Here is a 25,610-nt window from a genome sequence, read left to right as displayed (position 1 = left end):
ATTAAACTGCCGGGTGATTCGGTATCACGACAGAGTAGCGAAACAGCGGCTTCCATTCATAGGTCATGGTGTCATGGTTCAATTGCTTTTTTAACTCCTGCCAATCCTTTGCCGTGAAGCCTTTGGCAACAGACAGCGGACCATCATGACGGATATAACGATTCCGCGAGATCATCCGGGTTGTTAGCCAGACCGCGGTATAAGATACCGGGTGGCGGTGGATATCGTTAATCACAACACCATACCTAGAGACACGCAGCATATGTGAAACGATATCCAGCAGCAGCTGTCCGTCAAAATGATGTACAAACTGGGATCCTGTAACGATATCTGCCGAAGCATCCGACAGTTTCATGACATCGGCACGCTGTACATTGACCCTTGGTTCATTTTGAAAGAGCAGTCTTGCCTCTTCGCAAGCTTCCTCGGTCAGATCGACCAACGTAATCGTGAGGTCAATCCCCTTCTGCTTCGCCCACTGAAGCAGCTTCTGATTCACGTCTCCTGAGCCTGCTCCTACATCCATAATGCTCAGCTTAAGAGGTCTACCGACCGATATCCATAATTTCTCCACACCATCGAGAGTAGGGCCGGGAGCAGCAAATATTTTATTGAGACGACGCAGGTGCTGCAGTGCTTCACGCAATTCTTCCCCGCCCATGGAGAAATCATCCATCAATTCATCTTCCTTCGCCCGGATCGACAAGTTTCTAAAGAAGGACATGATCTTTCTCCTTCAGCGCAGGCCTATAGGACGGAACGTAAGTAAATTTCATGAGCTCAGCGGTCAGCCCAGGTCCAAAAGCCATCGCCACACCCTCCGTTACAGATTGATTACGGGCTTTCATGTCCTCACGCATGGCATGAAGTACAAATATAATGGTATTGGATGACAAGTTGCCTACGGTTCTAAGGATTTCTCTGCTGTACATTGTCTGTTCTGCTCTTAAATTCATAACTTCCTGGACAGAGTCTACGATCCCCCGTCCGCCTGGATGAATAGCCCATAGTTCGGGTAAACTGTCGCTCCCGAGCAATTGATAGAGCTCGTTCTCCAAGTGCTCACCCAACAGTTTAGGAATGCGAGGCGATAAGTACAGATCGTAACCTTGATTGCCCACCTCCCATGTCATATCCTCCGTTGAATCAGGAAGCAGAACGGAATATCCAGTTCCAAGATCGAGATAATGCCGCTGCTCGGATTCCGGTGCTCCAATGATACAAGCAGAAGCCCCGTCCCCGAAGAATGAGGCTGCAAACAGCGCCCCTCTCTCCTTAACTGGTTGAAAATGCAGGGTACAGAGTTCAACGCACACGACCAGCACTTGTGCATCAGGCCTTCCCTGGACGACATCACGAGCCATCTGAATGGCTTTTAATCCGGCCGCACAGCCTTGGAAAATAAGCGGTAACCGGTTTACGCGTGGAGATAATCCCAAATCGCGAATAAGCATGACATCCAGACCAGGCAGATACTGTCCTGTACAGCTGACCGTAATGATATGTGTTATCTGTTCAGGAGACATGCCCGCATCCTTCAATGCCTTCTGGGCAGCCTCCATCCCAAGCGGGAGCGCCTCCCGTTTATATGTATCCATTCGTTCCTGCGTGGACGGAATCTGAGAATGGTCCCCCGAAGGCAGGTAACGACAGTCCTCAAGTGTCCCAAGATAGCTGGGTTCAACCGTATAGCGTGTTTCTACGCCGCAGGACCTGAACACTCTTTTGGCAAACCGGGCCAAATCCTGTTGATCCTCAAGCGATGAGGCAATGAGCTCAGCAATATCGGACTGGGCAACTTCATGAACAGGCAGCGCAGTTCCCATGCCCAGGATGGCGATATCCGTATGGTTATACAAGGGTTGATTCATTTTAAACCTCCTATGGTGGATAAGAGATATCCTTTAATTAACAACACTTACCCTTAAGAGCGTCGTTGTAATCTGTCGTATCCTATATATTTATTTATATGGGTTATGCTGACCCACATTCTCCATTCAGGTGCTCTTCTTCGGGAAAGTGTAAAAAAAGAAGCCGCCCGAAGGCGACTTATCGAAAAAGTGTGGACTTCCGTCCAATTATTTATTCAGTTCATCGCCAATGATGACGACTTCCGTTTCCAAATTCACATTGAACTGGCTTCGCACCTTCTCCTGAATGAGTGCAATCATATCAATGTAATCCTGCGCCGTAGCATTATCCACATTCACAATGAAACCCGAATGTTTGCGAGATACTTCGGCACCGCCGATGCGAGTCCCCTGAAGTCCGCAATCCTGAATCAATTTGCCAGCGAAATGGCCTTCAGGACGTTTAAAGACACTTCCGCAAGAGGCGTATTCCAATGGTTGCTTGGACTCTCTCGCATAAGTAAGTTCATCCATCTTCGCCTTGATCTCTACCGGATCTCCCGGCTGCAGCTTGAACTTCACCTCGATGATGATATCCCTTTTGCCCATAAATACACTCTTGCGATAGGCCAGCAGCAGCTCCTCACTCTGCATGGTGATAATTTCGCCTGCCTCAGTCACGACAATGGCAGACTCGACCACATCGGACATCTGTCCTCCGTATGCTCCTGCATTCATATAGAGTGCGCCACCTACCGAGCCCGGAATGCCGCAGGCAAATTCGAGTCCGGTAAGACTTGCGTCTAACGCCTGGCGGGATACATCGATAATTGCTGCACCGCTCTGTGCAGTCATCGTATGACCATTCACATTGACCTGATTAAGATTCTGCAGCGACATGGTAATCCCCCGAATGCCGCCATCTCTGACAATCATATTGGAGCCGTATCCCAGTGTAGTCAACGGGATATCATGCTGAACCGCCAGCTTCACGATGGTGGCTACTTCATCTATGGTCTCGGGGAATATCAAAATATCTGCTTCCCCGCCGAGTCGCGTGTACGTATAATTTCGGATCGGTTCGGAATATCGAATGCGGTCTTCGTGAAAGTTGTCAAACAGGGTTTTGCTTAATAACTGATATGAATTCATGATTTTTCTACCACCTTGTCTTGATTGCATCGTATAGGTTATTTTACTCTGAATAGCTCCATTTTGTCGCAATTAATTCGAATTAATCATTAATTATTTTAAATAATGGTGCAGGACCGGAAAAAGCCGCCATATGGCGACTTGGTAAAACGTTGCTTTGGCCTTACTCATTATAACTCATTTCAAGTAAGTGAGCATAATGCTTGCTGTCTTCCTTTTTTCATTCTTATAAAAGCACAAAAAAAGGGCACTAGGCCCAGAGACAATTCATACATTTAAGGTACTTATCCCTTCACAGCTCCCAACGCAACACTCCCTATAATCTGCCTGGAGAAGATTGCAAAGACGATGATGATCGGCAGGATGGAAATTGCAACTCCCAGATATAACAAACCATAATCCATACCATAATAGCCCTGAACCAGAGCAACGAGGACCGGAAGCGGGTATTTATCCAATGAGAAGAACAGAACAAGCGGTGTGAGGAAGTTGTTCCATGAGCCGATGAACGTAAATATGCCAAGTGCCGAAATGGCAGGTCCCAGAATGGGCAGCACAATCTGATTGAATGTCCGAAACTCTCCTGCACTGTCCACACGTGCCGATTCAATGATTTCGTCAGGGATGCTGCTCTCCATAAATTGTTTGATAAAAAATACGTTAAAAGCATTCGCTGCCGCTGGTAAAATAATGGCCGCATAGCTGTCCAACAGCCCCAATGTACTGAACAGCCGGTACATCCCGATCAGAGCCAGCTGCCCGGGCACCATCATCGTGGCCAGCAAAAACATGAACAGCCAGGTACGTCCCTTAAACTTGAACTTGGCAAATCCATATGCGGTTAATGAACCGATATACAGCGATAGTACAGTTGAAGTGCCGGCAATAAAAAGACTGTTCGCAAATCCGCGCCAAATGTTGATTTTGGAGGCCATGTTTAAGTAATTATCCGCTACAAATGGTCCGGGAAGGAAAGTAAAGGTGGATGCAATGGTCGCATTATTATGCGTGGCATAGATAATCATCAGATAAAACGGAATGATGCAGATCACAGCCAGACCCGTTAGGAACAAGTAAATAATAACTTTGCCGATCGTAAGCTGCTTCGTACTGGCATATTGCTGGATGGCTGCATTCGGTTGCTCTATCGATTTTGCGGTTTGCATAGTACTTCCCCCTCCCTATGAACGACTCTTCCGACTGGTCATGATGAAGGATACAACGGATAAGAGAATGATGATAACGAACAGACAGAAGGCGATAGCTGCGCCGTAACCGAAGCGTGTGCTTTGGAATGCTACATTATAGAGATACATAATACTTGTCATGGCAGCACGGTCCGGTCCACCATTTCCATTGGTGAGCGTGAACGGTTGGTCGAAAATCTGAATGCCTCCAATAATGGAGGTAATCATCTGAAACAGAATGATCGGTCGCAGCATTGGAACGATAATATGAATGAAAATGTGCTTCTTCTTCGCCCCATCCATCTGTGCCGCTTCCTGTAGTGCCGGGTCTATTCCCTGAAGCCCTGCAAGGTAAATGACCATTGAATATCCGAAGTATTGAAAGAACAGAATAGCTGACACAATGAGTCTCATAAACCACGGATCATTTTTCCAGTTGATCGGATCATCAATCAGCCCAATCTGCACCAGAAAGTGATTCAGACCACCGGACTGCCAATCAAAGATCAGGCTGACAAGCAATCCGAGTGATGCTGCCGTAACGATATTCGGGAAAAAATATACGGCTCTGAAGAAATCTCTTCCCTTAAGCAGCTTGTCGTTCAGGATAAAAGCAAGAACAAGAGAGACGGTAAGCTGCGGGACGACAGATACTCCCCAGATAAACAACGTGTTAAAAAGCGTTTTATAGAACAGCGGATCTTGCAGAACAGCAATATAGTTTCCGATCCCAACGAATTCAGGAGTCGTAATGCCATCAAAGTTGGTAAAACTGATATACAGGGAATAAAGAATAGGATAGAGTCCAAAAATAGCGAAAATGATAAAGAATGGAGCGATAAAATAATAGCCATAGTGGTCTTTGCGGATCGATTTGGCAAACATGATGTGTTCCTCCAGTCATCGGATGATTAAAAGGTTTCGTTCTCCTCGGCTAATCCACTTCCAGCTCAGGAAATCTCAATTTCACATCGCGTTTGATTCGCTTCACCGCTTCTTCTTTGGTCTGGATGTCATTATTGAGATACAACTGTAGGACATTTTTATAAATGTCATTATTAATAATGGAGTCATACTTTGTTCGCTCGTAGACCGGAACCTTTTTGGCTGCCTCGGAGAAAAACTCGAAATGCTTTTGCCCTCCCAAATAAGCTGAAGTAACGGCTGGTGCCAGCTGGTCATTCACGACCATGTTGCTTGTAAAATAATCCTGTTCCTTCGCCAGCTCAGACAGGAAATCATGGTCAAAGTTATAAAACTCAATAAACTTCCAAGCTGCATCCTTTTTTTCACTCTGACTATACATCGCGATATAAGTGCCTCCTGCGCTAAATGAAGACGGACCAGGTGCAAGCCCCCACAACCCTTCGGTGTCCGGTGCATTCGCCTTGAAGGTATATTGCAAAGCCCAGGTTGCACCAGGGTAGAACATCACTTCCCCCTTTTGCATCGAAGCGGCGTGCCCCGCACTTCCTTCTTCATACTCCGCAAGCACCTTGCGCTGACGCGCTTCCCGCACAAGGTCCAGTACCTCCATATACGTTGGATCGATGACAAGCTTGCCATCCTTAACCCAAGGGATTCCATCATAGGAGTTAGATATGGCATTCCAGTTTGCCAGTGCATGTACTTTATTTCCACTCTCCTGCTGCACCCTCTCTCCAATCTCAAATATGTCTTCCCATGTAGCAATCTGCTCGCCCACTTTCACGGGGTCGTCCGTTCCCAAATATTCTTTGGCCAAATCCCTGCGATAATAAATGCCTCCTGGTGTCCCCTGATACCCAATAGCACGAATATGGCCTTCACTGTCCTTTTCATTCGCCTGCACAAATGGATATTGTTCTGGAATCAGCTCATTCGCGTTATACGGGGATGAAGACAGATTCTCCAGATAAGGTACATCAATCAGCTCTCTGATGTTTGCATTTTCAATCATAAATACATCAGGTGCTTTCGACGTGGTCTGCAGTGCGGATTTTAATTTGGTAATGTAAAAGTTTCCGGGGATATTGACGAAATTCACCTTGATGTCTGGATACTTTTCTTCGAATTTCTCAATGGCATAACCGGCTTCATCCGTAAAACTCCACACCGTAATTTCTTCCTGCTTGGATGCCTGCTCTCCCTTGGACTGACAACCGGATACGATCATCATTGCACTTACAAGTGCAATAATGGAGAGATACTTCAATTTAAATGTCTTCATGGGCCCCCTCCTTCGATAAAAGGAAACGCTTACATTTTATTCGAGTATAGTGATTTTGCAGAGGGCTTTCTCCTCAAATATTGTGAATCATCCTTCATATTTTGTGATATGAGTCTGATGCTTCTTCCTGAATTCAGAAGGTGTACAGCCATTATATTTTTTGAACAGTCGGTTATAGGAGTTCACATTGTTAAATCCATGCCCGATGGCGATATCCAAAATGGAGGTCTGACTAAACAATAATGCCCATTCCGATTTGATAATACGAAAGTGGTTCAGGTACTCCATCAACGTGACTCCCTTAGTCTCCTTAAACAGCTTGCATACATGAAATTTGCTGAATTTAATATGCTCAGCCACATGATCCAGCTTGACGGGTTCAGCGTAATGTTCCTCCAAATATTCACAGACCGATTCAAGGAATTCGAATCTTTTGGCTCCGTTACAAGTCTCTTTCGAAGCACATGATTCCGTGGTTGGTTCCTTGGTCCGAAGCAGGTGGACAATGAGATCGTACAGTCTTGCTACCATTAACCAGCGGTATCCGGGCTGCTTTCTTTTCTCCTCTTCGGAAATGGCCTTGATATATCGGTCCAGATTCTTCTCATTACAGATGGGGGACGGAATCATGGCCGTTTTATGAAAAAGTTCACGAAGTTCATGGGATTCAGGATCTGCTGCCACATTTCCCGTTACCCACTCCAGCCGAAACAGGATAATGGTTAAATACTCGGTGCCTGGCAAAAAACAGTGCACATCCCCCGGCTTGATCAGCAGAACATCTCCTTGTACAAGCTCATAGACCTCGTTGTTCACTCCAATTCTCGCGTGTTCTCCATTCACAACGACCAATTCAACCTCTTCATGCCAGTGTGCAGCAAAATTAAACTGTTCACCCGTGTGAATTACCCGGATCGGAAACCCTTCTGTCATATGACCTGTTTCAAGAAACGTTGGTACTCCCATCAGATCACCCTTTCCATATTTTCCAATTTCCAAGCCCTAGTAATCATATTATGCATAAAGAGCAGGATTCCTTTCGAATGGAGCAGGAAAATAAAATTCCACACATGAAAAAAGCCGCTCTATAGGGCGGCTAAAAAAGACTACTCGTTTATCACTGCACGAACGGACTGTCGTTCCACACATTGAATATCCAAGGTAAATACCGACTTAACCTTCTCCCCGTTCAACATTTGAATGAGCAAATGTCCGGCAAGCAATCCAGCATCTGTCTTAGGTTGTCGAAACGTCGTTAGCGGCGGAGAAACATATTGTGATACATGGATATTATCGAATCCAACGACAGATACTTGCTCCGGCACTGAAATGTGATGCTCGCGGAATGCTTCCAGACCTCCGATCGCCATGTCATCATTTGCAAAAAATACAGCCGAGGGGAGACCATTCTCTATCAGCATTTTGGCAGCATGATAACCGCTCTCTTTGCAAAATTGTCCAACCAGTCTCCATTCACTTTTTTCTTCAATCTTGGCTTCGCTCAGCGCTCTCAAAAATCCTTGATAACGAAGAAGATTACAATCTGAACTGAACGGTCCGTTAATGTAAGCGATATTACGATGACCTTGATCAATCAGATATTTTGTTGCCAAATATCCCCCTTGCTCATCATCCATTAGCACATTTACGATATGTTCATTCGCAAGTTCCCGATCCATCACCACGATTGGAAACTCCCTGGCTGCAGCTTCCGTTAGCAATTCATCCGGAATATCCTGCGCAATCACAATGGCACCGTCGATTCGTTTTTCCCGAATATATCGGTTCGCCGTGGATTTCTCACCGCCTATTGAACTGCATACAATTAGATCGTAACCATGACTCTTAATCGCTGATTCGATGCCGGGTACCAAATCAGAGAAATAGGGACTGGACATGTCATGAACCATCACGCCGATAGTTTGGGTATTTTTACGTTTTAATTCCGACGCTGGTCCATGTTTAACGTAATTGAGTTCACTGGCTGCACCGAGTACCTTCCGTCTTGTTAGTTCACTAACATTGTCCTTCCCATTAAGCACACAAGATACGGTAGAACTGGCCACACCAGCCCTTTTTGCTACATCTTTAATGGTTATCATTATAATGCTCCTCAAAAGACCAATCTCTTTTGTTATTAGAAACAACACCTTATGAATCATTCACTGCATTTTATCATGCTAACTGGTGCATGTCTCCTCGGCAATCCTTGTTTATAGAAAAAAGGTACCGATCCGTAATTTCTACTTGATCAGTACCTGTGAGTCATTACTTTAAACCTCTTATCCCTTCTTCCAGAATGCCCATCACCGTTAATGTTTCTTCATCTTTGATGACTTTATCCTTGCCATGGATGATGGCCTCATAGATATCATCGTACACACGGGCATAATCTCCCCTTTCAGAGACCACCTTCTCTTCATGGTACACACCTTCTTCATCTATATAGATTAGTGTGCCATAATGCTGGGGCAAATCTACACCAAAATCAGCATGTCCTTTCGGTAGGTAAAATAATTTCAGATGTTCCTCCTGACGATCTTCCGTTTGTTTGACAAACACTCCGTTTTTACCATATACAACCAGGCTCGGGCGTGGTTTCAAACGAAAAAAGCTCGATTTAACGGATACCTTCAAGGTTGAATAATAAAAGTCCAGATCAAAGTAATCGTTCATTCTGCCAGCACCCAGTAATTGACGCACATCAGAATGAATCTTGTCCGGTTGACCAAAATAGGATATCACTTGATCAATCGTGTGCACTCCATGTCCGTATAGGTAACTGTTGTAAGGTGAGAACTGCGTTGTGCCGTTCGGAATTTCCGGGCGATAATAATCATAGTGCATCTCCACTTCAAGCAGATCCCCAAGCTTCCCGGATTCAATAACTTTTTGAGTTGTCAGAAAATCCGAATCATATCTTCTATTCTGATAACATTGAATGACCAGGTTCTTCTCTTTGGCGTATTGAAATATGGATTCCGCTTCCTCTTTGGTTAACATGAACGGTTTCTCAACAAGCACATGTTTACCATGGTCGAGTGCCATCTTGGCATAACTATAATGAGATTCTGTATGCGTACAGATTACAACTAACTGAATCTCTTCATCATTCATCAGGCTCGAAATATCGTTCGTATAGTGAATCTCCGGCACCTTATGCCAATCCGTTTTGTCCGGGTTCCGGGCATAGATCGTTTTTACGTTTAAATGTTCCCGATTCAATGAAAAAGGAAGATGATAACGGTTTGTGCTTTTGCCATTCCCAATATAACCAATCGTTAACATGGTTGTTCCCCCCTGCTGCTCATTTTCTTTTATTATAGAAGAAGAGTACTGTGCGTAAAGGTTGCCCTAGCATTATGGTACATTTGACCAAAGTTCAGTTACTATGGCACATTAATATTGGGCAAAATGTTCAATTAAACATCATTTTGATTCAAAAGAATGATAGAATCCGGGGTGAACCGATTGAAACTGCTGATGCAATTGTCAGAAATGCGGCATTTTACACCTAACGAACAGAGCATTGCATCTTATATTTTGAGTCAGCGGGATCGCATGCTTCACTGCAATATTCAGGAGCTTGCTCAAGTTACATATACATCGCATTCTGCCATAAACCGCCTAACGCGCAAACTTGGGATGACGGGTTACAAGGAATTTATCATTACCCTTGCCCGTGAATTCCAGCAAAGTACCCAGAATGGTTCCAACCACGTGGATGCCAATTATCCATTCGGTGTTGGTGAATCCACTCTTCAGGTGGCTGCAGAGATTGCCGATTTGATGAAAAGAAACGATCTCAAAAAACGCTGCCATTCTGGACGATGGCCTGCTTACCCAAACGGCACTGCTGCTGAACCAAGCAGATCGAATCTTCATCTATGCCTTGGGCGATTCGCAGATCCGGGCCAAAAGCTTCCAAAATAAATTGTTTAAACTCAACAAGTATGCAATCATTGCAACAGAACTTTCCGAGTGGGCGCACCATACCATCAATGTAACTTCAAAAGACTGTGCCATGTTCCTGACATATCACGGGAAGTCATTAAGCTACATCAAGGCAGCACGTCACTTCAAACGTGAAGGTATTCCGTTTGTTACAATAACAGCAACCCCCCAGAGTGAGTTGGCAAAATGGAGTACTTTATGTTTACAGGTTGCCAACGACGAGGAGAAGTTCGCCAAGATTGGAACCTTCTCTTCGCAGATTGCCCTAGAATATGTGTTAAATGTGTTGTTCTCCTGCATTTACAATATGGACTATGCCAAAAATAAACAAACGGCCACAGAGTCTCTTCAGAAATTTGCCATGAGTGACATGATGAATGATATATAAATAAACATACGAAAAGAACGAGGTGCCCGCATTGAAATTTAGTGAATATGTCGTAGGTCAGCGCTACGAAACCAAATCAATTAAACTGTCCAAGTCCGATATTATGGAGTTTGCGAAGATTTATGATCCACAGTACATGCATTTGGATGAGGAAAAGGCCAAAAAAGGACGTTTCGGCAGCCTGATTGCTTCCGGCATGCAAACGATGAACATCTCCTTCAAGCTGTGGATTGAAGTAGGCGTTTATGGAGAGAATGTGGTCGCAGGTACGGGGATGAATCATATCCAGTTTATCAAGCCTGTATTTCCGGATGATGAGCTGCGCGTAGTTGCGGAAGTGATTGAGCTTCTCCCAAGACGGAGAGGCAATGGCATTGTTACCGTCCTACTCACAACTTATAATCAAAATCATCAAAAAGTATTTCAGGCCGAATTAAGCGCATTGATTGATAATTAAGCTCAGGACATGCGCCCCCTATTTTATAAGAAATGTAGGAAGAAGATTGGTTACTTCAAGAGAGCCTGAAAAGGAGCAGTTCATCCAGCCATCGCTGGATGAACTGCTCCCGATCACGTGAATACATTTCGTTCCGGCACACGTCTTACATAACAACGTGATCCGCAGTACATGTTTTGTCGATTCTGAATATGTGCTAGTTTAGCTTAGATTGATTTTGCGAATGACATCCAAAGGTACTTTTGGCTCTCTCTCTTCGTTTAACAAACCATTAATCTCCTGCTGCACATCTGTGAGCTGTGTATAACAATAACCCGAGATATAGGGAACCGCTTTGATTGCTCCCGTAATTGAACGGAAACGTTCAATAAAGGCCTCAACTGAATCCACCTGATTGCCATATCCCCAGCCTTTGTCTGATTGAAAAGCTATGCCGCCAAACTCACTAACAATAATGGGCTGGCCCTTGTAATGATGTCCTTGGGCATAGGCATACTTCCATTGATTGAAGGAGATCTGATTGTTTACAATCCGTTCCTTATCTTGATACCGCTGCTGAAACACTTCGCCCGCTTCGACATAATCATGAAGTGTCAGAATATCCGAAACCGTATGTTCCCAGCCATCATTCGTTACAACCGGGCGATATGGATCAATTGTTTTGGTCAGATGATAGATGGTTTGCGTGAACTGCTGCTGTCTAACATCATGGGCAATGGTTGGAATTCCCCATGATTCGTTGAATGGAACCCAGGTAATTACGCTTGGATGATTGTATTGCTGCGGCACAATTTCCAGCCATTCCTTCGTAAATCGGGCAACCGCCTCGTCATTAAACTCGAACGTCGATGCCATCTCGGACCAGACCAGCATTCCTTTTACATCACACCAATACAAAAAGCGGGGATCTTCCAATTTCATATGTTTACGGAGACCGTTATAACCCATTTCAACCATTCGATCAATATCCAGAATCAAGGCTTCCTCTGAAGGTGCGGTTAGATGGCTCTCCGGCCAATAGCCTTGATCCAATATCAATCGTTGATAGAGTGGACCATTATTCAATTGTATCTGCCCGTTCTCTATCGATATTTTCCGCATGCCGAAATAGGACTGGACACGGTCGATCTCCTGATCATGGTCATACATGACAAACTCAATGTCATATAAATTTGGTGATCCCGGAGCCCAGAGCAGCTGCTTCCATGGACCTCCTGCCTCGTGCCGCACATCAATCTCAAGTGTGGTCCAGGGTCTGTCTGGGGAGAAATTGACCGTTTGTACATGCTGACCTTTTAGCTCTATACGTGTCTCCAAACGCAAATGGCTTCGACCTTCGATTCCGCTCAGTTGAAAATCCAAACGGATCATATGCCGATCAATATCGGGTGTCATTTTAACTGAATCGATTCTTGTTTCATGAACAACTTCAATCCAGACACTTTTCCATATCCCAGTACTTTGTACATAGAAGCATTCAAAATTCTGATCCACCCAGCGTTGTTTACCCCTTGGCTGGGCACAGCTCTGACTATCTTCCACTTCGAGTACGATACTGTTCTCCGCACCGTAACGGATGTAAGGCGTGATATCGAAGGAAAACGCAGCGTAAGCTCCCTCGTGTTCACCCGCAACCGTTCCGTTCACCCAGCATTTTGCGTGATAATCCACTCCTTGAAAGTGTAGTATAGTCCTTTTCCCTTGCGCCTCTGCAGGAATTGTCACCTGCTTGTGATACCAGACTCGCGGATGAAATGTTTCGTCACCAATGCCGCTGGCTTTGGTTTCGTACGTGAAGGGAACATGAATAGTGAGCCCTTTCGGGAATTGAGCCTCATCATACCACTGCTCTCGTACACCTACCTGGTTGTCGTCAAAGCTAAAATCCCATGCTCCGTTTAAATCCAGCCATGCTTTGCGAACAAATTGCGGTCTGGGATAATTTTTGATATACGATTTCGTTGTCATTTGATTCTCTCCGATCTTCACATAGTGGGATTAATTGTTTCAATATTTATGAATCAATTAAATAATTGTTACGTATTTATTGTATTTATACCGGGATTATAGCGAGACCGCAATCATATGTCAACGCTTACAAATCCGACTCTCTACTATTTTCGCATTAAAAAAAGCATTAAATACGATTTATACGTATCTAATGCTTTTGTTTTACTATTCCACACCAATCACCAAGGACATTGTTAAATTGCTCTTCGGTGATTGGCATGTCTATCGTTATATCGTTTAGCCCCGAAGAGCTAATATACGTTCATTCATTTGTTAACCTTTGCTGATCTTGCTGTTGTTTGTCCTTGTTCTGGTTGTTCTTTCGTTCGTTTTTTTGCTATGACTCGTTTTCCCCGGCTTGCTAAACCATTCGGATTTCGGTTTGCGCGCGGGGTTCTTCTTCGCCTTAGCAGGTTTATTGGTCATGGAATTGTTGGCTGCAGCCTTCGATCCCTTACTGTTTTTTATAAACACAGGAGCACTCGTCATCGGATAAGGATGATCTTTGACTTCGGGAATGCTCTTCTTGATTACCTTCTCAATATCCTTGAGGAACGGCATTTCTTCCTTATCACAAAAAGAAATTGCCATACCGCTATGTCCTGCTCTGCCTGTACGGCCAATTCGGTGTACATAGGTCTCCGGAATATTAGGCAGGTTAAAGTTGATGACATGCGAAAGCTCTTCCACGTCAATTCCTCTTGCCGCAATATCTGTCGCTACGAGCACTCGTGTGACTCCGCTTTTGAAATTGTTCAGCGCCTTTTGTCGATCATTCTGAGACTTGTCACCATGAATGGCTTGAGCAGTCACATTTACCTTGGTCAACTCTCGTGTAACACGGTCAGCGCCGCGCTTCGTGCGAGTGAACACCAGTGCCGAAACAATGGATTTATCTTGCAAAATATGATTTAACAAATATTGTTTCTTGCCATTCTCCAATAAATACACAGACTGTTCAATTCGGTCTACCGTAGAAGACACCGGTGTAATTTCAACTTTCACAGGATCTACGAGTAACGTTTTGACCATTTTTGTGATTTCCGGAGGCATCGTAGCTGAGAAGAAAAGGGTTTGTTTCTTGCTCGGCATCTTGGAGATGATTCGCTTCACATCATGAATAAAGCCCATATCCAGCATCCGGTCAGCTTCATCTAATACCAAAATCTCAATGGATTTCAAATCAATCCGTTTTTGGTTAACCAGATCCATCAATCTGCCTGGCGTGGCGATAATAATATCTGCACCCTGGCTCAGCGCTCGTTCTTGCACCTTCTGTGAAACACCACCAACAATAGCGGCGCAGCGAATATCCGTATATCGGCTATATATCTTCATGTTATCCGCAATCTGGATAGCCAGCTCTCGGGTTGGGCTTAAAATCAAGGAGCGAATACGGCGTCCTTGTCTGGGACCACCAGACTTTTCGCTTAATAATTGAATGATCGGCACCGAAAATGCTGCCGTCTTCCCTGTTCCTGTCTGTGCACAGCCAAGCAAGTCTCTGCCTGCCAATACGGCTGGGATTGCTTGTTCCTGAATAGGTGTAGGGTTCGTATAGTTCGCTTTGTTCAATCCTTCTAAGATTGGGGGTATAATATTCAAGTCTTTAAAGTTCATTGAGTCTCCTTCATGACGTCCATATCTATTAGATCTATCTTGTTATCACACGTAACGTATAAGGATACCATTAAAAAGACGATCTGTATATTATCTTTTAATCCCAATGTCAGCTCACCAGTTTCAACCCAACCGCAGATCCAAGCACCATGGCAATAAACAATATTCGAAGTGCATTTCGGGATTCCCCATAGAAAATCATGCCAAGAATCGCTCCTCCGGAAGCACCTATACCTGTCCACACAGCATACGCCGTGCCCATCGGCAGTGTTTTCATGGCCAGAGACAGCAGCCAGAAGCTTAATCCAAAACCTGCAACTAACAACAGAATGGATATCAGGTTACGGTCCTTGTTCCATTTATTAATCATCAGTACTCCCATCATCTCGAATAGACCTGCCATAATAAGAAATATCCAGCTCATGAATGATGCGCCTCCTTCGTTTTCTGCTTGCTTACCATTTTTAGTCCAATTACACCGAGCAGTAACACACCAATGAGTATCATTTTTCCGGCCTGAACAGGAGCATCAAATAACAGGATCTCTGCCAGCACCGTACCAGCCGTACCCAAACCGACAAATACTGCGTATACCGTTCCGACATCAAGTGTACGGGAAGCCGCAATCATCAATGAAAAGCTGACGCCAATGGCGATCACCGTTGCTCCCCATTCCAACAGTCCACTCGCATGCTTTAAGCCAATCACCCAACCCACTTCAAAAAGGGCTGCAATCACAACAGACAACCAGGTTTTGTTCATTTCGACCTACTCCTTTTGGTATCCAATTTCATACAACAACGTTTAGTGTGTGTCTTAGAGACAAATAAAAAAGCCTGGGAAACAAACTGCATTCAAGCAGTTTATCTCCCAGGCTTTTATCCCTCCGTGGCACAACCATTAGGTTATGAGCTTTCTCTCGGACCAGACCGATCTCACCCGCGGAACCCTAGAAAGCATGTCGTATGATTTTATGTTACCTATTATACACACTTCTTCCCTTAGGGCAAGTCTCTTTTATGATTTGATCACAATCCCCATTAATCCGACGAAGGTCGCCGCTTGATAAGGGGAAATAACACAGCCATTCAGATCCTCCATGTTCAATACGAGCGAGTCAAATTGGCAATTGCTAAGATCCAAGCCCTTTAATTTTGTACCTGACATGAAAGCCTGATCGATATTACAATGGTCCAGCAGGATTTTTTGCAAGGTTAGATAGGCAAAGTCAGCACTAATTAATGAGCATTCAGCAAACGCGACTTGTTTAAGGTGGGCAAATCTAAAATTGGAGTAATCCCCCACACACTGAGCAAATTGAACGTTTTGCATTCTGCTGGTGGAAAAATCCGTGCCGACAAATTTGCAGTTGGTCCATGCGGCCCGGTGCATAATAGCACCTGAGAAATTGACGTTGGAGAAATCACAATTTTCAAAAACAACATCTGTAAATTCAAATTGCTCCAGTGAGGAATCAGAGATCATCACATTTCTGAAAATGACATTCTCAAAGGATACTTTGAGTGCTTCCTGGTTATCCAGTGAGATCTGTTCAATGATTTGATTTCGGTATTCCGTTTTGGACTCCAATACCTGAATGATTTCCAACGTCATCGATTGTTCCTGAATTTTCGGACTATCTATTTTCATGTGTCTTCCCCGCTCCTTTATAAGCTATGATTCTCATATGACTGATATCCAGAAACCATTGCTATTACGCTTAAGTTCTACTGAATCTTTTCTCCACTCCTCATGTGTGAGCCAGGATTAACGATGAAAAAGTCGCCAGTAAGGCGACTTCATTCAATCTATTTCAGTTCTAACTTAGGCTACCCGTCACCGGATGAGGGATATAGGCTTCCTCCAGGTAACTGATTTCTACTGGTACAGCCAAGACATAATTTCGAAACGTCCAGACCTGTTCGTCCAAGTTTAACATATTCCATGTCTCACGCACTCCTAGCATTTTTTTATTGTCGCTGAGGTAACTTTTATTTCTTCCGAACTTAACTTAAACCAATAACTAAGGTAAGCATCCTTGAAAACTGGATTTTCTTCCATTTTGATCTGGCACTCCAGTCTGTCGGTTAAGATCTGCTTCAAGCTTTTCAGTAATTCCTTGATCACTTTATTCACCCGACTTTTTTTATCAAATCACCTTTAACTTAAGGGCAGCAGATTATTCTCCCGCCATCTCAAAACTGTCACAGACCTGTTCTTCTCTCCAGTTCTTCTGTATATCGGGCACCCACCAAAGTGATCTTCGACGCTGCCTCATTAATGCTGTGTACATCTTCAGACTTGAGCTGAAGATCTGCCGAGTTCAGATTTTCTTCCAATCTGCTCAATTGGCGCGTGCCTGGAATCGGTACAATCCAAGATTTCTGGGCAAGCAGCCACGCAAGTGCAACTTGGGCCGGGCTGGCTTGCAGTTCCTCTGCTTTTTCTTTAAGCAAATCAACCAATACCTGGTTCGCTTGCAACGCTTCAGGCGTAAAACGAGGTAGAATGTTACGCAGGTCGCCTTGTTCAAATGTTGTTCCCGCGTTGAAACGTCCTGTCAGGTATCCTTTACCCAGAGGGCTGAATGGGACGAAACCAATTCCAAGCTCCTCCAAAGCAGGGATCAACTCCTCTTCAGGGCGTCTCCACCAAAGGGAATATTCACTCTGTACTGCTGCAAGAGGCTGCACGGCGTGAGCACGACGGATCGTTTGCACTCCTGCCTCGGACAGTCCCCAGTGTTTTACTTTTCCTTCCCGGATCAAATCTTGTATCGTTCCTGCTACTTCCTCGATTGGCACATCCGGATCGACCCGGTGCTGATAATACAGATCAATCGATTCAATCTGCAGACGCTGCAGCGACTCTTCCGCCACTTTGCGAATATGTTCGGGCCGACTATTCGTACCGCCCTGTTTGCCGTGCTGTATATCGAAACCAAATTTGGTAGCAATGACGACTTGGTTTCGAACAGTTTTTAGTGCTTCGCCCACAAGTTCTTCGTTGGTGTATGGACCGTATACTTCAGCGGTATCGAAGAACGTCACACCTCGTTCCACAGCTTTTTGAAGAACGGAGATCATCTCATTCTTCTCGGAAGCAGGACCATACCCGTAGCTCATTCCCATACAACCAAGGCCAATGGCCGAAACCTCCAAACCGCTGTTTCCCAATTTGCGTTTTTGCATCATTCATCATTCCTCCTCATTTGAATATCTATCATCTAAGACAATTCAAGTACTCTTACCCACACGCTCTCACTTGCTTGATTCTGTAAGCTTAATCTCATTATGCCGAAGCGTGCTCACCAAGCGGTATATCATTTATCTTAATTGATTGCCTAATCCTATCAGGGGTTCTTTTGAATTCGATGATTAGGTCGTATAATGAAACGAGGTTAGAGCCGTGAGGAGGAGTCCAAATGACTGAGGATTTATTTCAACAGAAAAGGGAACTGAGCGAGTTGGTTGAGCGTCACTCCGTACGTAACGGTGCAACGGAAACGCCGATCCCTTCCCTGTTTTTCTATCATCATACGAGTATTACTGAACCGGCATACAGAGTTTATAAGCCTGCTTTTTGTGTTATCGTGCAAGGCTTAAAGGAAGTATTGCTGGCACAGGAGCGCTTTGAATATGGACCATCCAATTATTTGATTGCTTCCATGAATCTTCCGGTAATCGGGCAGATTATCAAGGCATCCGCTGATGCACCCTATCTAAGTATTAAGCTTGAGTTTACGAAAAATCAAATTCTGGAAGTACTGAATGAATGCAATATCCAAGTCACTTCCAAAGAAAACGCGAGACGAGCCATGTTCGTGGGACAGATGGAATCTTCCATTCAAGATGTTGTGCTTCGCCTTATCCGTTTACTGGATACGCCGGAGGAAATCCCTTTCCTTGCTCCATTGTACACAAAGGAGATTTTGTTCCGTCTTCTTCAGGGACCTTACGGAGGCGAGTTGGCCCAGATCGCGGTAGAAGGAAGCAGTACGTACCGAATTAGGGAAGCCATCGAGTATATCGTTCATCACTGGGAGCAGCCTTTGCGCATTGAAGATCTAGCAGAGACCGCCAGCATGAGCGTATCCTCGTTTCATCGGCACTTCAAAGAGATCACGGCCATGAGCCCGCTGCAATTCCAAAAACAGCTGCGACTACAGGAAGCCCGGCGCCTTCTGATGGCTGAGTCTGGCGATGCGGCTGATGTAGCATTTCGGGTTGGCTACGAAAGTGCATCCCAGTTTAGCCGTGAATATTCACGCATGTTCGGCGCACCACCAAGAAGTGATATTAAACGATTGAAGGAAAAATACGATCTCATCTTGAGTGAATAGCTTCTCCACTGTTTCAATGAAAACTCAACAAAAAAAGGACGACAATATGTCGTCCTTTTTCAGTATATCGCAACTATTCATCCTACATTTTCACTGTTTAAACCAGTGCTTCAGCAGGTACCCGTGCTTCAATTGATTCTTGCATTAATCGAGCGATATCACGAGCCAGCGCATCCACATTATCCTGCTCCGTTGCCCAGCTGGTGCAAAAACGGACTGCACTATGTGTGGCGTCTACCTTTTCCCAGAATGTGAAGGTATATTGACTGCGTAATTTCTCAAGCAAAACATCAGGCAAGATCGGAAACTGCTGATTGGTTGGTGATTCGTACAGGAAGCGAATATGCTGTTCTTCTAGCGAATCATGAATTCGCATGGCCATATCGATGGCATGACGTGAAATTTCCAGATACAATCCGTCTTCGAACAACGTTTCGAACTGAATGCCCAGCAATCTGCCTTTTGCGAGCAGACCGCCCTTCTGCTTGATCATGTAACGAAAATCAGGCTTCAGTGCATCATTCAGGATGACTACAGCTTCCCCCATCAGTGCACCGATCTTGGTTCCTCCAATATAGAACACATCACATAGACGGGCCAGATCGGCAAGGGTCATATCACAATCGGAGGATGCAAGGGCGTATCCGAGCCTTGCCCCATCCACAAATAACGGGAGTCCGCATTTCTTACTTGTCTCAAATAATGACTGCAATTCGGCCTTACTATACATCGTACCGTTCTCTGTTGGCTGGGATATGTACACCATTCCTGGCTGTACGCAGTGCTCAGGAGAAGACTCACTCCTATGCGCTTCATAGACTGCCTTCACTTGGCCAGCTGTAATCTTCCCGTCTTCACTGGGAACGGTAAGTACTTTATGACCAGTTGCTTCAATTGCGCCCGTTTCGTGAACAGCGATGTGACCCGAAGTCGCTGCAATGACACCTTGATAGGGACGCAGGATGGATGCAATGACCGTTGTATTGGTTTGAGTGCCTCCGACCAGAAAATGCACATCAGCCTGCTCGCTGTCGCACGCTTGACGAATCAGAGCTCTCGCCCGATCACAGTGGGGATCTGTACCATAACCGCTCGTTTGTTCCATATTGGTCTCGATCAGTCTATGCAGAATGCGTTCATGCGCACCTTCGTTATAATCACATTCGAATCGTATCATCGTGTTGTCTCTCCTGCTTTCTTCGTTAACTTCTCTTGTATGTTCATCATGGAAGCATAGACCTCTTGGATCTCTTCCTCATCCAGATTCTGCATTAACTTCAATATTTGTTGGTCAGACCGATCGTTTAATTCAGCGTAAAGTTCCTGACCTTTATCTGTCAGGCGAATGAGACTGACCCGGCTGTCAGCTTCCGAATTCACTTTGATAAGCAGGCCTTCCTTGGACAGCTTGTTCACAATCCGGCTCATGTAACTGCGATCAATGGTAAGTGTATCCACCAGATTGTTGGCGATACTTTCTCCACGAATACCAATTTCAATGATGACCCTTACCTCGGCAAACGAATACCCCGTACCAAGGATGTGCTTATCCAGTACGCCAAGAATATTGGTATAAAAACGGTTGAAACGCCGCATGTCAGCCAGAATATCAGAATGTATATGCTGAGAGTCGATGTGAAACCCTCCCTTTTAGTGGACATTGTCAACATTATAATAAGTTGATTAGTGGACGTTGTCAACATAATGATTGCTGTACGACAAAAAGCCACACCCCATACACCTCTCGGCATGGACTGTGACTCAACCTCGAAATACTTCCAATCTATTCAGTTTAAAGGCAGCCCTAGGGCGGTATCTATATTCTGCATATTGAATTGCAGCTGTTGCTTGGTATCCCATGGATGATACCATCCATGTTCAAGCATATACGTCACAATGCGTTCATGAGCAAGAATTGCTTCATCCAACTGGCGAATCAATACCGCTTTGATTTCTGGAGTACCCGCATCCGTGACGGCCATTGCATAGTTCCTCACTGCACTTTTCGAAGTAATCAAAAAATCCATTGCGATGACTTGGTCTGTCAGGGATTGCATACCCATCAAATGTTCGAGGATTGGATTCATGTCATCATCTCCTGCTGTTCGGCCTTTTTCATAATCTCTTTCAGCTCCTGGACGGCTTCTACCGATTGCTTTACTTCCTGCCTCAATATCTCCTTCAGCTCCGGATCTGAAACGAGCAGCACCATGATATTGGATTTCGTTAAATTAACTGTTCTGAAAGCAGCCATCTCCTGGACTTCAAGAGTTTCATGCAGCGCATATTTCATGTAGAGTCACGCTTCCTTTCCGTATACCTTATGGTTTGAGAACCACCTTAATACAGTGATCCTGCCTTGTATCGAATATTTCATATCCCTTTTTGGCATCACTTAACGGAATCACGTGGGTAACCACATCACGTGGATTCACTTTCCCTGTATCAATCAGTTCATACATATAAGGCATATAATGAATGACCGGAGCCTGTCCCGTTCGAAGGTTAATGTTTCTCTGAAAAATATCCCCGAGCGGAAATCCGTTATATTTCCCTCCATATACTCCTGTTACCTGAATGGTTCCTCCTTTGCGAACAGCTTGGGATGCAATCAGGAATCCCCCCAAAGCTCCACCATGCAGCTTAAGTCCGGAGGCCAGAGACTCCAGAGGGGTCATTTTCCCGCTCATGCCAGAGCAGTCAATTACAATATCTGCGCCGCCTTTGGTTAACTCCTTGATATGGTCTCCCGCGCCGGGAATCGTTCCAGAGTTAACAATCTCGACTTGATTGGTTTGTTTGGCATGCTGTAAACGGTAGTCCAGGTAGTCAACTGCGATCACCCGTTTTGCACCCTTAAACCAGGCAAATTTTTGAGCCAATAAACCAACCGGACCGCATCCAACAACCACTACGGTGTCTCCATCCTTCACTCCGGCATTATCTACGCTCCAGAAAGCAGTCGTCATCGCATCCGATATCAGGCATAATGACTCGTCTTCATGTTCACAGCTTTCGGGAATTTTGAAATGTGTAAAGTTGGCAAAAGGCACTCTTAAGTACTCTGCTTGCCCTCCTGCATAACCCCCAGTGGTTCCTGAATAGCCGAAGAATCCACCCATTTCTCCATGTTCGTTCGATTGGTCACATTGACTCTCCAGATGGTTTTGACAATAAAAACACTGGCCGCACGCGATATTGAAAGGAATAATGACTCGATCTCCCTTTTTCAAATTCGTCACATCAGGCCCCACTTCTTCAACAACACCCATCGGTTCATGCCCGATGACATAGTCTTCCTGCAAATTGGGAATCATTCCATGGAGCAGATGCAGATCCGATCCGCAGATAGCTGTAGTGGTGAGCCTGATGATCGCATCATCCCGCTTTTCAATTTGGGGATCAGGTACATCCTTAACAACGACATTTTTGATACCTTGGTAGGTCACTGCCTTCATGCCTTGTCTCCTCCAATGTGCTCATCCGGCGTACGATCAAATAAACCTTTACGCCGGGTATCATCCGGAAATATTTGCTGCTTGGCAATATCCACGGTTTGATTCGCAGACAATTGATCGAGCTGGTATTGCTCTTGAAGTTCATACGGATGAAACCATTTTTTGCGGACCATAAGCTCCGAAATTTCCTGATGTAGCTCAATCCCTTGATGAAGCTGCTGTTTCAATAGTGCTCTGGCATCTGAAGAAACCGTTTCAGTTAGAGCGATCGCTATATTGCGAACCCCTTCTTTGGCACGGATCAGAAAATCCATCGCAAACGTCATATCTGCCATTTCAGGCATATGAAGAGCATTGGCTGGATCCAATGCATCCATCTTTGCGGGATGAATCGCTTTCTCTTTCAAGTGAATCACCTCAGTTTAGTATTGGTGTTGGTCTGTGAGCAGGAACTTCCGTTTCAAAAGGGGCCTTTTTATACATAGCCTGCAAATCAAGCAGCGCCTGCATGGACTGTGTGACGTCCTTTTGCATCAAGTTTTTCAAGTCCTGATCGAAAACAAGACCCTGCATCAGCTTGGACTTTGCCAGGCATAGCGTTTTAAAATTAATAACTTCATGCAAATCCAAAGATTCATGTCCGGCCAAGTGTTCCGGTGGGTTGGTCATTTCGTCACCTCCGTTTTTCATGAATATGTTGTCCCCTTCCCCCGTTTATATTCTATTTAAGGGTAAGAATCACACTATATACCGCTCACGTACAGGATGTGGCTACAAATCCACTTATTCAGTCAAAAAAGATGAACAGCAAAAAACCGCGCTAAATGCGCGGTTCGGCTTCAATAACCTTTTTCTATGAATGACTGTACTGCACCTGATGAAGCCGGCTGTAGATTCCACCAGCTGCAACCAACTCATCATGGTTTCCCTGCTCAGCAATGCCATCCGCGTTCACGACCATGATGCGGTCGGCATTCTTGATAGTTGTCAGGCGGTGTGCAATGACCAGCGTTGTTCTGCCCACAGATAGTTCTGCGAGAGATTTCTGAATTAAAGCTTCCGTTTCCGTATCCAGAGCCGATGTAGCTTCGTCAAGGATCAGAATCGGTGGATTTTTCAGGAACATGCGGGCGATGGATAAACGCTGCTTCTGCCCTCCGGATAGCTTAACGCCACGTTCACCGATGATCGTATCGATGCCTTCCGGCAATGTGAGAAGTAATTCCTCCAGCGATGCCCGGCGTGCAGCATCCCAGATTTGCTCATCTGTTGCCGTGAGATCCCCATAGGCGATATTCTCCTTGATGGTTCCCGAGAACAGGAATACATCCTGCTGAACGATACCAATGTGCTTGCGAAGGGATTGCAGCTGGACATCCCGAACATCAACGCCATCCACCGTGATTCTTCCCTCTTCCACTTCGTAGAACCTTGGGAGCAGACTGCAGATGGTTGTTTTTCCTGCACCGGAAGGTCCAACGAAAGCAACGGTTTCTCCCGGTTTAATAGACAGACTGATATTATTCAGTATACGGCGGCTGGATTCATAACCGAACGATACATTCTCGAAACGGATATCGCCCCGAACATGTTTCAGCTCAACTGCGTTTTTGGCATCCGCAATTTCAGGCTCCGTATCAATAATTTCCAGGTAGCGCTTGAAGCCGGCAATTCCTTTCGGATAGCTCTCGATGACTGCGTTGATTTTCTCAATCGGACGGAAAAAGATGTTGGAGAGCAGCAGGAATGCCATGAAGTCACCCATATCAATTTTGCCGTCAATGAAGAACCATGCACCACTGATCATCACAAATACAGTGACCAGTCTCATCATCATATAACTGACCGATATGCTCTTCGCCATCGTTTTATAAGCAAGCAGTTTGGTTTGACGAAAGTTTTCATTGTCGACAGAAAATAGTTTTTTCTCATGCTCTTCGTTCGCAAAGGATTGAACAACACGAATTCCGCCTACGTTATCTTCGATTCGGGAATTGAAATTTCCCACGTTGCCAAAGAGACGCCGATAGGTTTTGGTCATGCGGCCACCAAACACAATGATGACCCAGGCCATGATCGGAATAATAATAAATGTAATCAATGCCAGCTCCAGATTAATATTCGCCATGAGCCAGAATGAACCAATCAATGTCATAACGGCGATGAAGACATCCTCTGGTCCATGGTGAGCAACCTCTCCGATATCGTTCAGATCATTTGTTAAATGACCAATCAGATGGCCCGTTTTTCGATTATCAAAGAAACGGAAAGACAACTTCTGCAAGTGAGCGAACATTTTCTCACGCATGTTGGTCTCAATGTTAATACCGAGCATGTGACCCCAATATGTAACAACATAATTCAAGGCTGTATTAAGTGCATAAATGGACAACAATACAACACAAGCCAGGATAATGAGCGGCCAGTCCTGTCCTGGCAATAATTCATTAATAAACTTGCTCACGGCAAGTGGAAATGCCAGTTCCAACAGACCTGCGATAACTGCACATCCAAAATCAATGACGAACAGCTTCTTGTAAGGCCGATAATACGAAAAGAAACGACGAATCATTCTTATTCACTCTCCAAATCCTTATTAGGGCTCTCATGTTCATCCTGCAGCTCGAAGAGATGAATATATTCATCTATAACCTGGTCAATGGCTTTCAGTTCACCACTAATCATCGGACGAATATGCTCATATTCCGCTTGACCCAGCTGTCTGGCCAAAGTCGTTCTTCGATTTTGCATTTGCTCCAGAAAAACCAGAATGCGGCCACGCCGAAACGTTTGCGCTCCGTTCCCCCGCTTACCGTGATGTTCACCATGTCCTCTGCCCCTTCTGGACCGTTCACCACGCTGCTCTTCTTCTCCGCGTCCACGTCCTGAACGAACATTTTGACGTTCTGCAGACTCATTTGCGTATGGTTCTCTCATTTAAAGAACACCTCCACATCGTATACATTTGTATACGATTCAATAT

26 protein-coding genes, 1 pseudogene and 1 riboswitch are annotated in these 25,610 nt (G+C 45.0%); of the genes and pseudogenes, 3 read left to right on the top strand and 24 right to left on the bottom strand.

The features are described from left to right. Position 1 precedes the first annotated feature (1 nt). The 9 genes from AC3RCI_RS13490 to AC3RCI_RS13450 form a co-directional block, all read right to left on the bottom strand. Entirely contained in the window at positions 2-724 is a 723-nt protein-coding gene (locus tag AC3RCI_RS13490; protein ID WP_492473749.1) for a methyltransferase domain-containing protein, read from the bottom strand. Then, positions 711-1,871 (bottom strand): type III polyketide synthase, encoded by a 1,161-nt coding sequence (locus AC3RCI_RS13485; RefSeq protein WP_492529459.1) that lies wholly within the window; start codon positions 1,869-1,871, stop codon positions 711-713. The genes AC3RCI_RS13490 and AC3RCI_RS13485 overlap by 14 nt, the downstream gene beginning before the upstream one ends. A 207-nt stretch (positions 1,872-2,078) precedes the next feature. Beyond that, the gene (murB, locus tag AC3RCI_RS13480; RefSeq protein WP_095287330.1) at positions 2,079-3,002 is read right to left on the bottom strand and encodes a UDP-N-acetylmuramate dehydrogenase; all 924 of its coding nucleotides are present in this window, start codon (positions 3,000-3,002) and stop codon (positions 2,079-2,081) included. Positions 3,003-3,286: 284 nt separating this feature from the next. Beyond that, a complete protein-coding gene (locus AC3RCI_RS13475) occupies positions 3,287-4,168 on the bottom strand; it encodes a carbohydrate ABC transporter permease (RefSeq protein WP_492529457.1) in 882 nt (293 codons plus the stop codon). A 15-nt stretch (positions 4,169-4,183) separates the two neighbouring features. Continuing rightward, complete coding sequence (locus tag AC3RCI_RS13470; RefSeq protein WP_127535888.1) at positions 4,184-5,074, bottom strand: carbohydrate ABC transporter permease; 891 nt, start codon at positions 5,072-5,074, stop codon at positions 4,184-4,186. Positions 5,075-5,123: 49 nt separating this feature from the next. Further along, entirely contained in the window at positions 5,124-6,398 is a 1,275-nt protein-coding gene (locus AC3RCI_RS13465) for an ABC transporter substrate-binding protein (RefSeq protein ID WP_492529455.1), read from the bottom strand. A gap of 87 nt (positions 6,399-6,485) precedes the next feature. Continuing rightward, positions 6,486-7,364 carry an AraC family transcriptional regulator gene (locus tag AC3RCI_RS13460; RefSeq protein ID WP_492529453.1) on the bottom strand — a complete coding sequence of 293 codons (879 nt, stop codon included), beginning with the start codon at positions 7,362-7,364 and terminating at the stop codon, positions 6,486-6,488. 140 nt (positions 7,365-7,504) lie between these two features. Beyond that, positions 7,505-8,500, bottom strand: a complete 996-nt coding sequence (locus tag AC3RCI_RS13455) for a LacI family DNA-binding transcriptional regulator (protein WP_492529451.1) — start codon at positions 8,498-8,500, stop codon at positions 7,505-7,507. A gap of 166 nt (positions 8,501-8,666) precedes the next feature. Further along, entirely contained in the window at positions 8,667-9,686 is a 1,020-nt protein-coding gene (locus AC3RCI_RS13450) for a Gfo/Idh/MocA family oxidoreductase (protein WP_492529449.1), read from the bottom strand. A gap of 183 nt (positions 9,687-9,869) precedes the next feature. On the opposite strand from AC3RCI_RS13450, the pseudogene AC3RCI_RS13445 reads away from it, so the two are divergent. Together AC3RCI_RS13445 and AC3RCI_RS13440 are read left to right on the top strand one after the other, a co-directional pair. Further along, positions 9,870-10,740 (top strand): annotated as a pseudogene (locus AC3RCI_RS13445) (MurR/RpiR family transcriptional regulator). A 31-nt stretch (positions 10,741-10,771) separates the two neighbouring features. Then, on the top strand, positions 10,772-11,197 hold the full coding sequence (locus tag AC3RCI_RS13440; RefSeq protein ID WP_336779940.1) for a MaoC family dehydratase: 426 nt from the start codon (positions 10,772-10,774) through the stop codon (positions 11,195-11,197). Positions 11,198-11,398: 201 nt separating this feature from the next. Here the strand turns inward: AC3RCI_RS13440 and AC3RCI_RS13435 are convergent, their stop codons facing one another. From AC3RCI_RS13435 to AC3RCI_RS13410, 6 genes are all read right to left on the bottom strand, one after another. Further along, positions 11,399-13,165, bottom strand: a complete 1,767-nt coding sequence (locus tag AC3RCI_RS13435; protein WP_492529447.1) for a glycoside hydrolase family 2 protein — start codon at positions 13,163-13,165, stop codon at positions 11,399-11,401. A 315-nt stretch (positions 13,166-13,480) separates the two neighbouring features. Then, entirely contained in the window at positions 13,481-14,827 is a 1,347-nt protein-coding gene (locus AC3RCI_RS13430) for a DEAD/DEAH box helicase (RefSeq protein WP_492529445.1), read from the bottom strand. 109 nt (positions 14,828-14,936) lie between these two features. Then, positions 14,937-15,251, bottom strand: a complete 315-nt coding sequence (locus tag AC3RCI_RS13425; protein ID WP_127535898.1) for a DMT family transporter — start codon at positions 15,249-15,251, stop codon at positions 14,937-14,939. Next, entirely contained in the window at positions 15,248-15,589 is a 342-nt protein-coding gene (locus tag AC3RCI_RS13420; protein ID WP_336779937.1) for a DMT family transporter, read from the bottom strand. Before AC3RCI_RS13420 ends, AC3RCI_RS13425 begins: the two co-directional genes overlap by 4 nt. Before the next feature lie 103 nt (positions 15,590-15,692). Continuing rightward, a riboswitch (guanidine-I (ykkC/yxkD leader) is annotated at positions 15,693-15,791 on the bottom strand. A gap of 53 nt (positions 15,792-15,844) precedes the next feature. Beyond that, positions 15,845-16,477, bottom strand: a complete 633-nt coding sequence (locus AC3RCI_RS13415) for a pentapeptide repeat-containing protein (RefSeq protein ID WP_492529443.1) — start codon at positions 16,475-16,477, stop codon at positions 15,845-15,847. A 554-nt stretch (positions 16,478-17,031) separates the two neighbouring features. Then, complete coding sequence (locus AC3RCI_RS13410; RefSeq protein ID WP_492473782.1) at positions 17,032-18,018, bottom strand: aldo/keto reductase; 987 nt, start codon at positions 18,016-18,018, stop codon at positions 17,032-17,034. 233 nt (positions 18,019-18,251) lie between these two features. Here AC3RCI_RS13410 and AC3RCI_RS13405 point away from each other — a divergent pair, with 233 nt between their 5' ends. Beyond that, positions 18,252-19,169: an AraC family transcriptional regulator N-terminal domain-containing protein gene (locus tag AC3RCI_RS13405; protein ID WP_154893303.1), complete on the top strand. Its 918-nt coding sequence runs from the start codon at positions 18,252-18,254 to the stop codon at positions 19,167-19,169. Between the two features lie 97 nt (positions 19,170-19,266). Here the strand turns inward: AC3RCI_RS13405 and AC3RCI_RS13400 are convergent, their stop codons facing one another. The 9 genes from AC3RCI_RS13400 to AC3RCI_RS13360 all read right to left on the bottom strand — a co-directional run bounded on the left by AC3RCI_RS13400 (position 19,267) and on the right by AC3RCI_RS13360 (position 25,564). Then, entirely contained in the window at positions 19,267-20,346 is a 1,080-nt protein-coding gene (locus AC3RCI_RS13400) for a threonine aldolase family protein (protein WP_492529441.1), read from the bottom strand. Then, a complete protein-coding gene (locus AC3RCI_RS13395) occupies positions 20,343-20,765 on the bottom strand; it encodes a MarR family winged helix-turn-helix transcriptional regulator (protein ID WP_127535905.1) in 423 nt (140 codons plus the stop codon). The genes AC3RCI_RS13400 and AC3RCI_RS13395 overlap by 4 nt, the downstream gene beginning before the upstream one ends. Positions 20,766-20,956: 191 nt before the next feature. Continuing rightward, a complete protein-coding gene (locus AC3RCI_RS13390; RefSeq protein WP_492529440.1) occupies positions 20,957-21,256 on the bottom strand; it encodes a spore coat protein in 300 nt (99 codons plus the stop codon). Next, positions 21,253-21,462, bottom strand: a complete 210-nt coding sequence (locus tag AC3RCI_RS13385; RefSeq protein ID WP_492529438.1) for a hypothetical protein — start codon at positions 21,460-21,462, stop codon at positions 21,253-21,255. Before AC3RCI_RS13385 ends, AC3RCI_RS13390 begins: the two co-directional genes overlap by 4 nt. 28 nt (positions 21,463-21,490) lie before the next feature. Next, positions 21,491-22,627 carry a zinc-dependent alcohol dehydrogenase gene (locus tag AC3RCI_RS13380; protein ID WP_492529436.1) on the bottom strand — a complete coding sequence of 379 codons (1,137 nt, stop codon included), beginning with the start codon at positions 22,625-22,627 and terminating at the stop codon, positions 21,491-21,493. Continuing rightward, the gene (locus AC3RCI_RS13375; protein WP_492529892.1) at positions 22,624-23,004 is read right to left on the bottom strand and encodes a spore coat protein; all 381 of its coding nucleotides are present in this window, start codon (positions 23,002-23,004) and stop codon (positions 22,624-22,626) included. Before AC3RCI_RS13375 ends, AC3RCI_RS13380 begins: the two co-directional genes overlap by 4 nt. A 40-nt stretch (positions 23,005-23,044) precedes the next feature. Beyond that, positions 23,045-23,317, bottom strand: a complete 273-nt coding sequence (locus tag AC3RCI_RS13370) for a spore gernimation protein GerQ (RefSeq protein ID WP_492529434.1) — start codon at positions 23,315-23,317, stop codon at positions 23,045-23,047. A 163-nt stretch (positions 23,318-23,480) separates the two neighbouring features. After that, on the bottom strand, positions 23,481-25,199 hold the full coding sequence (locus AC3RCI_RS13365) for an ABC transporter ATP-binding protein (protein WP_492529432.1): 1,719 nt from the start codon (positions 25,197-25,199) through the stop codon (positions 23,481-23,483). A gap of 2 nt (positions 25,200-25,201) precedes the next feature. Continuing rightward, on the bottom strand, positions 25,202-25,564 hold the full coding sequence (locus AC3RCI_RS13360) for a hypothetical protein (protein WP_336779930.1): 363 nt from the start codon (positions 25,562-25,564) through the stop codon (positions 25,202-25,204). Positions 25,565-25,610: the final 46 nt, after the last annotated feature.

It is taken from the genome of Paenibacillus sp. MT124, from assembly GCF_058792755.1.
The sequence above is the reverse complement of the archived record's forward strand: the minus strand, read 5'-3'. Positions and strand labels throughout refer to the sequence as shown.